7 protein-coding genes and 1 pseudogene are annotated in these 12,949 nt (G+C 68.9%); 3 read left to right on the forward strand and 5 right to left on the reverse strand.

All coding sequences use genetic code 11. The features are described 5' to 3' along the window. Window positions 1-81: 81 nt before the first annotated feature. On the reverse strand, window positions 82-2,958 hold the full coding sequence (locus tag ABTZ94_RS16105; RefSeq protein WP_351201516.1) for a DEAD/DEAH box helicase: 2,877 nt from the start codon (window positions 2,956-2,958) through the stop codon (window positions 82-84). 70 nt (window positions 2,959-3,028) lie between these two features. Beyond that, complete coding sequence (locus tag ABTZ94_RS16110) at window positions 3,029-4,204, reverse strand: protein kinase domain-containing protein (RefSeq protein ID WP_351201518.1); 1,176 nt, start codon at window positions 4,202-4,204, stop codon at window positions 3,029-3,031. Between the two features lie 820 nt (window positions 4,205-5,024). Between ABTZ94_RS16110 and ABTZ94_RS37865 the strand changes: the two genes are divergently transcribed. The 3 genes and pseudogenes from ABTZ94_RS37865 (at window position 5,025) to ABTZ94_RS16125 (ending at window position 10,283) form a co-directional block, all read left to right on the forward strand. Continuing rightward, window positions 5,025-6,980: a competence protein CoiA family protein gene (locus ABTZ94_RS37865; protein WP_502967253.1), complete on the forward strand. Its 1,956-nt coding sequence runs from the start codon at window positions 5,025-5,027 to the stop codon at window positions 6,978-6,980. Window positions 6,981-7,172: 192 nt separating this feature from the next. Beyond that, window positions 7,173-7,993, forward strand: a pseudogene (locus ABTZ94_RS16120) (maleylpyruvate isomerase family mycothiol-dependent enzyme). A 157-nt stretch (window positions 7,994-8,150) separates the two neighbouring features. Continuing rightward, entirely contained in the window at window positions 8,151-10,283 is a 2,133-nt protein-coding gene (locus ABTZ94_RS16125) for a tetratricopeptide repeat protein (protein ID WP_351201520.1), read from the forward strand. Window positions 10,284-10,324: 41 nt separating this feature from the next. Here the strand turns inward: ABTZ94_RS16125 and ABTZ94_RS16130 are convergent, their stop codons facing one another. The 3 genes from ABTZ94_RS16130 to ABTZ94_RS16140 form a co-directional block, all read right to left on the reverse strand. After that, window positions 10,325-11,524 carry a hypothetical protein gene (locus ABTZ94_RS16130; RefSeq protein WP_351201522.1) on the reverse strand — a complete coding sequence of 400 codons (1,200 nt, stop codon included), beginning with the start codon at window positions 11,522-11,524 and terminating at the stop codon, window positions 10,325-10,327. A 284-nt stretch (window positions 11,525-11,808) separates the two neighbouring features. Next, on the reverse strand, window positions 11,809-12,111 hold the full coding sequence (locus ABTZ94_RS16135) for a hypothetical protein (RefSeq protein WP_351201524.1): 303 nt from the start codon (window positions 12,109-12,111) through the stop codon (window positions 11,809-11,811). Window positions 12,112-12,271: 160 nt separating this feature from the next. After that, window positions 12,272-12,751, reverse strand: coding sequence for a GtrA domain-containing protein (locus tag ABTZ94_RS16140; RefSeq protein ID WP_351201526.1), 480 nt, complete (start codon window positions 12,749-12,751; stop codon window positions 12,272-12,274). Between the last annotated feature and the right edge of the window lie 198 nt (window positions 12,752-12,949).

The following is a 12,949-nucleotide window of genomic DNA, read 5'->3' on the forward strand; positions in this document are numbered from 1 at the left end:
GGGAAGCAGACGAGAGAGGGAAGCGCGCAGCAACGGCGCAGGCTGCAGAGGCGGCGGTTGCGCAGAGCGGCACGGCGGGCGTCACGCCGCCGCCGGGGCCAGGACGGCCAGTACCCGCAGCATCGGCCGACCGGTGGTGAGCAGCGAGTCGGCCAGCGAGGCCAGCCGCTCCTTGGCGTGGTCGCCCGCGAGTGACGCGCCGCCCTCCGCGAGGGTCGGCTGCTCCCAGTCGCCCAGGCGCAGCTTGTACTCCTCGATGGGGCCGCGCAGCGGCTCGTCCCAGGCCTCGCGGTGCTCCTCCAGGAACAGTTCCGCGGCCGACAGGATGTCCGGGACCGCCTCGCCGAGGCGCGCGGTGTCGTGCGCCCGCATCGGATTGGCCATCGACGGGCCTACCCCGGCGCGACGCAGCACGGCGACCATGTCGTCGTCGACCGCGCCGTCGCTGGTGACGGCCATCCACTTGACGACGGTCGGACGGCCGAGCGCGTTGGAGTAGATCCCCTGGACCAGGTACGTCGCCCGGTCCACGCCGGCCGTGATGACCGGCGCCTCCTGGCGGTTGAGGCGTACGAGGACCTTGTCGGTCAGCCACTCCACCACCGGGTGCAGCTCGGTGAGCAGCGAGATCTCCGGCCAGCTGGACGTCGACGACTCCCGGGCCCGCTGGAGGGAGTGCTCGGCCAGGCGGCGGTTGAGCGTGACCAGGAGGCGTTCGCGGAGGCGCTGCTCGCTTACGTAATCCAGCGGGAGCGCCTTCATGCGGTGGATCAGGTCGGCGGGTGGCCGGAACGAGATCAGGCCCGACTCCGGATCCATGGACAGATCCAGGCGGTCCTGAGCGTCGGGGAACACCTCGCGCAGCGCCTCGTCGAAGAATTCGCGGGTGGAGGTGAACAGCCGGGGCACGTGCGCCTGCGACACGCTCCCGTCGCCGGGTCCGCCGTCCGGCTCCGTGGACGCCTCGTCGCCCACCGAGCCGAAGAAGTCCGCCAGGAAGTCGTCCATGCCCGCGTCGTCGTCGGCGGAGGAGGCGTTGTGGGCTTCCAGGGACTCGTCGACCGTGCGGCCATGCAGCAGGTCCTGAATGAGTGACCTCTCCTCGGCCTCCGCGCGGTAGAGACCGGACACCGCCTCCGCCGTGCCCAACGCCCGGTGCGCCTCGTCCTCCCGCTCCAGCAGGCGCTCGGCGACGAGCGTGTCGTCCTTCGCCCCTTCGACCTCACTGGTGAGGATCAGCGCGCGGAACCGAGGCTGGTGCGCCTGCCCGTAGCGGTCGATACGGCCGTTGCGCTGTTCGATGCGGATCAGCGACCAGGGCACGTCGTAATGGATCAGCTGATGGCACTGGCGGTGCAGGTTGACGCCCTCGGAGGCCACGTCACCGGTGAACAGCATCCGGACGGGGGTGTCGGCGAGGCCGAAGTCCTCCACGCACTGTATCTGCTGTTCGTCGGAGAGCCCGCCGTGCATCACGCGGGCGGCCGCGTCGGCCGCCTTGCCCGCCCGGAAACCGAGCGCGGCCGGCACCACCGAGCGCAGCCACTCCAGGGTCTGTACGCGCTCGGAGAAGACGACGACTCGGGTGTCCGACTTCGGGCCGACGCCGATTTCCCTCAACTGCTCGACGAGCGCGGCGAACTTCGCGGAGTCGGCCTCCGTCATACCGGCCGTCAGCTCGCGCAGCCGGTGCAGGGCCGACAGCTCGGCCGCTGTGCCCTGGACGTCGTCCTTCTTCTCCAGCGTCTTGATGCGTGCCGCGACGGTCGCCTTCAGGGCCGCGTGCGAGGAGAGGAAGGACTTGAGGAGTGTGTACGGGAAGAGGGGGACGTCGCTGACGGACGTGCGGCCGTCCGTCGGGAGCCAGACCTCGGCCAGCTCCCCGAAGATCTTCTCCTCGGCCGGGGTGGCGGAGCAGCGTACGGACTGCGAAGGGCCGCGGTCCGCCCACTGGCCCTTCATCTGGTCGCGGACCTCGGGGCTGACCTTCGTGCGCCGGATGAAGAGGTGCTTGATGTCGTCCGCGCGGTAGTTCTCCGCGTCGCGGATCGCCGCCGGGTCCAGGAGGGAGATCAACTCCGCGAACGAGCGGGCGTTGCCGTTGTGCGGCGTCGCGGAGGCGAGGATCAGGGCGTCGGTGCGCGGGGCGAGGATCTGCGCCAACTGGTTGCGCAGGGAGCCCTTGTTGATGAGGTTGTGCGACTCGTCGATGACGACCGCGTCCCAGTTGATGCGCTCCAGGTGGTGCTTGTACTGGTCGGTGTTCTTGAGCGTGTCGATGGAGACGATCACGCGCTTGAAGTACGTGAACGGGTTGCGCCCGGCCGGGATTTCACGCTGGATGCGCTCGATGCCCACCGAGTCCAGTCGGATCAGCGGGATGGCGAACCGGGTCCACAGCTCGTGCTGGAACTGCTCCAGCACATGCTGCGGGGTGACGACGAGAATGCGCTCGCCCCGGCCCCGGCGGATCAACTCCGCCAGGGTCAGGCCGATTTCGAGCGTCTTGCCGAGGCCGACGACGTCCGCGATAAGGAGGCGGGGACGCAGATTGCGGCCGGAGAGCGCGAGTTCGGCGGGGCGCTGCTGGTAGGGGAGCGCGTCCAGGAGAAACTGGTCGGCGAGCGCCAGACCGCGCTCCGACTGGGGCAGAGCGGTCTTGCGGAGAACTGCCTCCAGGAAGAGGCGGGAGCGGCGGAAGTTCGGAGAGTCGTCGCGTACGAGCTTGGTGTCACGCGGGTCGATCAGCTCGACCCGGTCCAGCTCGGTGAAGAAGACCGCCTCCCGGTCGCGTACGAACTCCGAGGCGCCCACCGCCTCGATCCGGGCGCCGTCGTGCTCGGTGCGGGTGGTGGTCCGTACGAGCCACACCTCGTCGCGTACGAGGATCTGGGCGCCCGGCGGGTACTGGGCGTCCTTGTCGCTCGTCGTGACGGTGGTGCTCTGGTCGGCGGTCACCCGCTGCCTCCTGGATGGTGATGGTGGTGATGGCTGTGGTGCTGTGCTCGCGGTGGCGTGGTGCCGTCGGTCAGAACGGGGTCTTCGCGGCGTAGGCCTTCCGCAGCTGCTCGGCGGTCCTGCGGGCCTGGGCGGAGTGGCGCAGGGTGCGGGGAGCGGGCGCGTGGCGGCGAGGGGCGGGGCGCTCGGGCGCGGGCTGTGGTTCCGGCGCTGTGGGGGTGGGGACGGCGGGAGCGATGTCCTCCACCGTCGTTGCCGGTGGCTCCGGTGTGGATGGTGCGGGCTCGGCCGCGACTGTGCGGAAGTCGGCGAACGGCACCGTCGGCGGCACGGGCGGCGCGAGCTCGGCGGTGACGTCCTGCGGTGCGATGGCCGCCGTGTACGCGGTCAGCTTGCGGCGGGCCTGGGCAACCTTCATCCCCTGGGCCTCGATGACCGCACGGCACTGGCTGACCACCTCAGCGAGCGAGGGGCGGTCCGACGGGTTCTGGGCGAGCATGGCCATGAGCAGCGGGGCCAGCTCGGCGGGCAGACCGGCGAGGTCGGGGGGCGTGTTCGGGTCGGTTGTGAGGTGGAAGACCATGAAGGGCGTGGCTGCCTGGTACGGGTAGTGCTCGGTCACCGCGTACAGGAGCACCGCGCCGAGCGCGTACACGTCGACCGCACCGGTGAGCGGTTTGACACCCGCGGCCTGTTCGGGGGCCATGCATACCGGAGTGCCGACCACCTGGTTGGGTGCGGTGAGCGACACGTTCGACTCGGCGAAGACGGCAAGGCCGAAGTCGATGATCTTGGGGCCGTTGGGGCCGAGCAGGATGTTCGCGGGTTTGAGGTCGCGGTGCAGCAGCCCTTGCGTGTGCACGGCGGCCAGCGCCTCGGCGAGCGTCGCGCCGAGCGAGGCGACGAGGAGGGACTGCAGAGGGCCGTGCATCGTGACGTGCTTGCCCAGGTCGGGGCCGTCCACGTACTCGGTCGCCAGCCATGGCTGTTCCGCCTCGGGGTCCGCGCCCAGGAAGGCTGCGATGCGCGGGCCCCACACGGTCTTGAGGACCTCGATCTCCTGCGCGAACCGCTGCCGCGACTCGGAGTCCACCACGGTCGGCTTGATCACCTTCACGGCGGCCGGTTCGCCGCCCTGCGATTCGCCGAGGAAGACCTGCCCCATACCTCCGTGACCGATCCGTCCGAGCAGATCGAACCCGCCGAGTTTCGCAGGGTCCTCGGGGCTGAGGGGAGTGGTCTGCACGTCGGTCCTTGGTCCTCGGTCCTCGTTGTCGGTCGGCCCGTGTCTACGTCATGGCGGGCCTGATCAGGCGGATTGTCCGTATGTCTGCATGGATACGGTAATGGATCGGCGGGCGTGGGGAGTCCGATTCCTCACGGCGGAAAGGCCCGCAGGCTCTCCGGATCACGGCCTCGATTGTGGACTCGGTCAATCCTTCAGGTGTAGTCGACGGAGCTGCCCCGTCGTAGGTCGTGGCCGGTTGATGCGCTGCTGCGGTCGTCCGTGTACCCAGTTCACGTCACCCCCCTTGCCTGCGGTCGGCGACTATGCCCAAAGTGTGCCCCGTTGTGCAGGGCTGGGTGCAGCCTCGGACTATCACTTTCTGCGATCGAGGTGTCACGAGCGGGAGTCGGGGCGTCTTGCGTGGGGAGGCGGTGCAACCGGCAGCGGTCGGGAAGATCGTGGAGCCGGTTGCGGAGTCGCCACGAGGACTGGGGCAGGCAGAGATGCCCGACGTGGTCCGCACTCGGTACCTGACGGTGTGGTCGGAGCTTGCGGCCCATGTCGCGGGAGCAGGCGTTGTCGTTGCGTACAACGGCAGCGGGTCGGGCTTTCCGCCGGTGCGCGAGGATTGATGACAACGTGGCGGATTTGTCGGTGTTTCACGGTTACCCTGCTGTTGTGTATCAGGTGCTTGGAATCAGCGCTCCTGCGCGGCCCTTGGTGATGTCGGCCGTGCCGGAGCGTGAGGGACGACGGGGCGTCAGCAGTGTGCGGTTAGCGCCGCGCTGATCTCGCTTGCCGCCTTGCCCTGCCATCCCATTGCCTGGAGAGCCCGTCCATGCACCTCGACGAGAAGGACACCCGGAAGGTCCAGACAGCAGTCTTCGGCCGCTCCGATTCGGATATCCCGGTGTTCCTCCCGATGGATGCTGTCGAATTCGACGCGTTCATTCGACGCTACCCACAACGCGCCTTCTACTGCGGACAGCTCCTCGGCGGTTGCGGCAACAAGCTGTCTCCGAAGAAGTACAAGGACAAGAAGTGTCATTTCGCCCATGTCTCGGCGGTGCGCTGTCAGCGGGTGGCGGGAGACGAGGCCAGCGCCGACCATCTCTACATCGGGCGAGCCGTCGCTGAGTGGCTCAAGCGCCTGGGGCAGAAGAGTGTCCAGATCTCGTACAAGGCCAAGGGGCGCCAGGTCCGTGAGGTGGTCGACGTCGGCTATGCCGGGGGAGATCGTCTTGTACGCGTGCAGGTGGCGCGCGGGTCGAAAAGTCTTTGGGAGGCGGACGATTCGGCCTTGCGACTTCGCTGGAGGTCCGTCGAATGGCTCTTTGCCCCGGACAGCATGGTGGCCAACTGGCACATGGACAGACAGGGGTACGCCCTGCGCATGCAGTGCCGCACGGAGGGAGCTGTGCGTGCGGTGGAGATCGGCACCCAGTTCCCGGACAGGCCTGTCGAATGGACGAGGCTCTCGGAGTGCGTCCTCGGCCCCGACGGCGAGATCGTCACCCCCAGCCTCGTCAGGACTCCGCACGGCGTCATGCCGCGTCACGCCGTGCCCGAACCTGCACAGGCAGTCGCTCCGGATCCGCAACCCGCTGTCACTCTGCAACTTCTTCCTGGGACGGTGACGTTCACCGGAGCCGTTCCCATCGGCCCGGTGGCTCCGCAAGCCTCACGGATCCTGTACGAGGCCGAGGTGCATCCGCGCGACTCAGCAGTGACGCGCGCTCGTATATCCCTCCCTGCGGAAACGGGCACACCAGGACCAGCTCACACCTACATGCTTGATGACGCCGTTCTGACCTATGGCGGCGGCCCCTCTGCGGACGATGGTGCCAGCTGGTTGATCACTGCTGGGGGCATGAGGCGCCTGAACAACTCGGATGCCCCAGGGCGGGGCGCACCGACGACCGAGGACGTAGCGCCTCTGCCGACCGGGGGCCGTGAAAGAGGTCAAGCCGCCCCTCTCCCTGACGATGCGCACGTTGCCTACAGCAAGTCCGACGCCCTTATTGCCCCCTCAGTAACGAGAAGCGCGCCGGGACCCGCTCACCGGAGCGCGGCGGAGCAGGAGCAACGTGCCGTACGCCATGCGCTGATGGACCAGGCACGTGAAGCCCTGGCGGCAGAGGACATCGATACCGCGGAGCAGGTCGCACGTCTTCTTGGTCAAGTGGCTGGGACGACCGAGTCGACCGCCCTGCTCGAAGAGCTCATGGAATGGATAGTGGGGCAGAGGGCCGGAGAGCTCCATGCGTCGTGGGAACGCCTGAGTTCCCTTCTGGACCTGCTCGACAGGGAAGGCGACGACCTGCATCCCGATCAGCTGAGACGTCTTGTGAGCGAGGCCGAGAAGCTGGCGGAGCACGCGGGGAGCGAGGCCGTCGGGGAGGGTCGCCGCCGAATCGAGAAGTGGCGTGATCACCTGGTCCTGTTCAACAGGCGCCCCACCTTGCGGGAGATACGGGGTTATGCGGCAGCCGTGCTCCCCGTCCTGGAAAGACTTGCGCGTCAGGGCCGTACAACGACCTGGGCAGAGCTCGGCCGGCTACTCAATCGTCGGCTGACATCTCTCCACCCCGACGACAAGGTGGCTCTCCTGATCGAGCTGGACCGAGGAACCGCCAGAGGCAAGCCGCTCTACTCCGCGCTCGTTGCGAGCCGGCACAACCGCCCGCATGCGCTGTACCCGCAGGTGCTCCGCAACCTTGGCCGTCCTGTGCCGCCGGCTGAGGCGATGCACATGTACTGGCGCAGAGCGCTGGATCACCATCGGATCCTGTGACTTCGGTCGGTCAGCCAGGTGCGTGTCCGTGTGCAGCGGGGGATTGGCGGCCGCCGTTCCGGCCTCCCGGGTCTTGTCGCAGGCCCCGCCACCTGGTCTTGTGTACCGCGGGGACCGTGGGTGATCCGTAACGGGATCCGCGGCAGCCCTGTGCGTATCCGGCGCACAGACGCGGTCGAGGCGGGGAGAAACATGGAATCAGCGACCGGACACGATGTACGAGGCGCGCTGCCCGAAAGGCTCGGCGAGGCGATACGCGCCACCGCCGAGGACATCGCCGCAGTACTGCGCGGGGTTGCCGACACGGGCGTTTTGGTGCCCGGCTCGGAGTGGACCGTCGGGCAGGCGGCAGCGCATCTGGCGCAGGCCAACGAGCTGATGGCCGACATCGCGGCCGGGCGGAAACGCAGCTACGGCGACGGAACGCCGCAGAGTCCTGGCCGCGGCAACGAGCGCGCGCTCGCCGGCTTCGAGGAGCGGGACGCCGACCCGCTGGCCGAGATGATCGTGACGCACGCGGACGCGTACCTCACGGCGGTGGACCGGTGCACGACGGACGAGAACGTGCACACCCCGTTGGGCCCGATGAGCCGGGTGGTGCTGGGCTCGTACCTGCTGACGCACATGCTTGGCCATGGTTACGATCTCGCCCGTGCGCTGGGCCGCCCGCACATGCTCGACCGCACCCGGGTCGGGCTGTCACTGCCCTTCCTGATTACGGCGATGCCCCGGGTGGCCGACGCCACTGCCATCGCCGGGCTGACCGCCCGCTACCGATCCGCCTGTGGGGCGGCGCCCGCTTCGGCGTCACCTTCACCGACGGCGTCGTATCCGTCACCCCGCAGCCGCCCACCCGCCCGGACTGCACCATCCTCATCGAGCCGGTCACCTTCCTCCTGATGGCGCTCGGCCGCTGCAACCCATGGGGCGCCATGGCCCGCGGCCGTGTCCTCACCTGGGGCCGCAAGCCCTGGCTCGCTCCCCGCTTCCCGCAGCTGTTCGAGGCGCCCTGAGGGACGGGCGGATTTCCGGCGTCGAGCCAGGACGATCACCATTTGCCACGCCCAAGGGATATCGACCCGTCTGACGCTAACGTTGATCCGCACGGTGGCAGCGGCGGTGCCGGGGAGGGCGCATCGCGCGGATCACCGGGAACGAGGAGTGCGTGACATGCTGGATCCCGCTTCGGTGGCAGCCATTTCGGCGGTACTCGGCGCAGTTGGTTCGGGGATGGCCAACGAGGCCGGCAAGTGGGCCTGGGAGTCGACCGGCGGCGTCGTACGGAGAATCGTCGGCCGTCAGGTCCCCGCGCCCGTCGCCCCGGAGGAACGGGACGACGTGGCCCGCATGGTCTACGAGCAGATCCGTACCAACCAGCAACTCGCCGCCTCCTGGGGCGCGTTCGCTTCAAGAGTGCACGGCGGACCGAATCCGTCCCGAGCCGCGCAGTCACACCTCCCTGCCTCCGTAAGGTTCTTCACGGACCGCAAGGAAGCGATGAAGCAACTCCAGCGAGAGGCATCCCGCCGCGCGGACGGAAGGCCCCGGATCGCCCTGGTGCACGGCCCGGACGGCATGGGTTCCAGCGCGCTCGCCGTGCACTTCGGATCCCGGCCGACCCGACTCTTCCCGGACGGCCAGATCTATGCCGACCTCGGCGGCGGGGGCGCCACAAGCGCGCGCGACGTCGGAACCGTACTGCGCACACTGCTTCGCCAACTGGGTGTGCGCGACGAAGAGATGCCGACCGCTACCGACCGGCTCGGTGAGTTCTTCCGCCAATGCGTAGCGGACCGCAAACTCCTGGTCGTGCTCGATCACGCGTACTCCGCAGCGCAGGTCAGGCCGTTACTCACATCGGCGCCCGGGGTGTTCACGATCGTCGTCGCCCGGACCCCTTTCCCCGGCCTCGACGCCGTACGGGTTCCCGTCGGTCCGCTCACGGACAGGGACGCAGTGCGTCTGCTCACCGATATCACCGACAAGACCACCGTCGCCGCGGCCCGCGCCACACTGCCGGCGCTGCTCGCACGATGCGGCGGATCGCCGTATGCCCTGCGCGCCGCAGCGGACCGGCTCTCCGCCCCCACGCTTCCACCGCCTCGGACCGCGGCGGACAGCGACCCGGTACAAGGGGCGGCAGAGGACAACTACCGGATCCTGACACCGGAATCCGCCAAGCTGTACCGGCTGATGGCGCTGCGCAACTGGCCCGCCTTCGACGCCGCGACGGCCGGACGGGCCACCGGCCAGGACCCGGCGGTCACGGCGGAGCTCCTGGCGGATCTCGCCGACAGGATGCTCCTGCAACGCAACCGGAGCGGAACCGGCAACGGCCGCTACCACTACCGCCCCGGGGTCCGAGCACACGCCGAGGCGACAGCGATGCGCGAGGACGGAATCGCGGCCTGCTCCGCAGCTCTCACCCGCACACTGCTTGCCTATACGGACCTGGCGACATCGGCGGCCCATCAGGCACTCCCGGAGAGCTGGCGCGTCCCGGCACCCGCCGAGGACCGGATCGGGCAGAGGTACGAGGACCGGGGCGCCGCCCTCGACGCACTGCTCGCGGAGTCGGGCAACCTGGTCGAGGCCGTTCGCTGCGCCGAGGAGTCCGGCGACCCGGACACTGCCGTACGCCTGAGCCGTTCGCTGTGGCCGCTGCAGCTCAAGGCGGGTCACCACGAGGTGCTGCTGCCGGCGCTGCGCATCGGAGCACGTCTCGTCGACGCTCATCTCCCGGGAAGCCCCGACGCCGGAGCGCTCCACGCTCAACTCGCCCACTCACTCATGGAGTTGGGGCGTTGGGAGGAAGCGGAGGCCCAGACGCTGGCAGCCGCGCGGGCCGAGGAGTCGTCTGCCCACAAGCGAGGCCACGCCTCGGCCGTGGAGTTCCTGGGATTGCTGAGGCTGCGTCAGTGGCGGTACCAGGAGGCGTACGAGTGCTTCGACGAAGCGGGCGGCATCCTGGGCGCGATGAGCACAGATGACGAGGGAACCGCCGATCTGCCGCGTGCACAGGCCCTGTTGGAACGTCATCGCGGACGAGCCCTGCGCGGGCTCGGACAAGGCGAGGAGGCCCGCGAGAGGCTGGGTAGCGCACTGCGCCACTTCCGGGCGAGCGGCGACACGTACAACACGGCCCGGACACTCACCGATATGGCCGAGATCTGGTTGGACGAAGAGGACACCGATGCGGCACTGCCGCTGATCGACGAGGCGATCACGACGCTCGACGGCCAGCGGGCGGAGTACCACCTGTCGCATCTGCGACGCATGCGAGGACGCTGCGTCACCCCGTAAGCCTTCTTCCCGCCTCTGACATCCCCCTCATTCCGGGGATGTCAGAGGAGCAACACCTGCACGCGGTGAAGCCGACTACCTGTCCGCACGCAGAGCCCATCGGCCATCGCTTGCGCGAGCCGCTTGTCGGCCGCGGCCGGGTCGGGGCCGCCGGTGGCCAGCCAGGCGTACAGCGCAGAGGCGTACGCGGCGGGGTCCGGACCGGACACGCCTTCCGCATCGGCACCGGGGGCCGCCACCACCCGGAGCGGCTCCTCGCCACGCACCCGGACCACACACGCGGACGGCCCGGTCACATAGGCCGCAACGGAACAACCGGGATGGCGCCGGAGCACCTCGGCGGTCCAGACCGAGGGGGACCCGAAGCGCGGGTCGTCGGGTGCCCCGTCCCGGAAGATGACATCTGCCAGATTCAACTGGTCCACGTCACGGGTGTCCTCGTGCACGGCGACGTGCAGTTCCCTGTCGTGATCCGGGTCCACCATCTGCCGCGGGTCCGCCCGGCGACTGACCGCAACCTCTCCCGGCCCGAGTACCTGCGACAGTACGTGAAGGGGGACGGTGGTCGTTCCGGCCTCGTAATCGGGCAGCGGGAGAGGCTTCAGCGAAGCAGGCCGACCGGGCTCCGGCGCACCCATCATCGAGTAGAAGAGCCGACGCAACCGGACCGCGGATTCACCCGGCACGGAGGTGGTGAACTCGGCAGGCCCCGACAACGGCCGGTGACGACCGATGAGTCTCTCGATCTGTACCACCAGCGACGCGTCGGGATCGAGCCGCGGCGCTTCCCGCATGAACGCGGAGATCGGCGCATCGGGATCGAGGGCGTTGAGCGGCGCAGCCCCCAGAAGCACAGGAGTGCCGAGGGCGGCAGCGTAGTAGGTGACGGAACCGTGGTCCCCGATCACTGCATCGGCGGCCAGCAAAGCCTGCCGCCACCCCTTCAGCGGATCGATCAGCACCAGCCCGCCGCGCCGCGCGCGATCGAGCCAGGCACGAATCTGACCGGGACCGTGGCCGTGCCAGATGTTGGGGTGCAGTACGGCGGCGAACCGATACTCGTCCACAGGGAACTCGGCAGCGACCCGATCCAACAGCGCAGCCACGACATCACCGCCGCCCCCGCCATCACCGAAAAGCGACTCGGAGTTCCAGGTCGAATTCAGCAGGATCAGCTGCTGCCCAGGTCGCACTCCCAACGCACGGCGGAAGCGCTCGCGATAGGGCCGGGCGGCGAGCATCCGGTCGAAACACGGGTCCCCGGCGAGTACGGCGGTCGGCGCCGCCTCGGGACAGGCGATGCGCAACCGTTCGTACTGCTCGGGGTGGGAGAGGACGAGCGCGTCCGCCACAGGAGCGCCCCGCGACAGAAGCCACTCCGGCGCAAGCCCGAAAACGGGCGCATGCACCGCCGCCCCCGCCCCCGCCCCCGACCCGGTGTCCGGTGTCCGGTGTCCGGTGTCCGGTGTTGCCAGCCTTTTAGTGTATCCAACACCGTGCGAAAGGATGGCCAACTTCCCGGAAATTACGTCCAGTTGGCCGCCGAATCCACCTGTGTCTGGGCCGCCTGTTCCCACGGCAGGACCGGCACGCCGGTGTCGGCCAGCAACTCGGCCGTCCCGGCCGTGAACGCCGAGGAGCCCGTACAGGTCGCCAGCAGCTGGACGCGCCAATCGTCGTCGAACAGGGGCAGCACATCGAGCAGCCGGGTCGCGGCGGTCACGTTGTGAACGACGACGAGGACCCGCAGGCACTTCTCCCGGGTCGCCCACCGCGCCGCATCATCCCCCACCGGAACCCGCACCCACTCGGCCCGCCTGTACTCCATCCGCACGCCCCTCATCCGCCCGGCCCACCCGTAGGACCCATGCCGCCCACGCGACCGGCCACGACAGTCAACCAGCGCGACCGCCACGCCGGCCACGGGGGGCGGGGCAGGGCGGACAGGGGAGACGGAGCGACGCGCATACGAGGCCCCAGGGCATCTCTCACGCAGCCATCGCGACTGCGGCCTTGCTCAGCGAGTCATCGCGCGAGGTGGTCTGCTTCCGGTCGCCGAAGACGACAACCCGCAGCAGAGCGAACCGTCCGATCCCAGCCAGAGCGGACGCCGACAGATAGACCGTCTGCTCGACCAGGGCCGAGGGCTCGGACCGGAAGGCGTACAGACAGAGCAGCGCCCCTGTCGTGAACGCATAGCTCACGGCGACCGTCACCCCGGACTGAAGATGGACCCCCCAACCCTTCCGCTCGCTTTGGAAGGAGACCCGCCCGTGCAATTCGGTCGCGATCACTGTGGAAACGACGGTGACCAGCGCGTTGGCAACAGCGATCGGTATCCGGTCGCTGAGCAGTACGAGCGCCCCGCTCGACGCCAGCCCGACACCGCCACCACACACCACGAACCGCACAAAGGTCGCGACGAGCGGGTGAAGGGTGCGCGTCTGCCGGCGCGTTGGGGCGGTCACTATGAGTCCTCCGTGGGCTGCTGTGTGGAACGGTTTTTCGATTCCACCGCAGAACCTACGGAGTCGGCGTCGTCCGAGCGACCGGATAATCCCCCGACTTCAGGACTCCGTTGGGAAATCCGCAAAGCGGCGGTCTTGATCGCGGTTCAGGCGGCGAGTTCGAGGCGGGCCAGGTGAGAGGTCCTGGTTCCGCCGAGC

Origin of the sequence: Streptomyces sp. NPDC002785 (genome assembly GCF_040295565.1) — a bacterium.
Classification (GTDB): domain Bacteria; phylum Actinomycetota; class Actinomycetes; order Streptomycetales; family Streptomycetaceae; genus Streptomyces.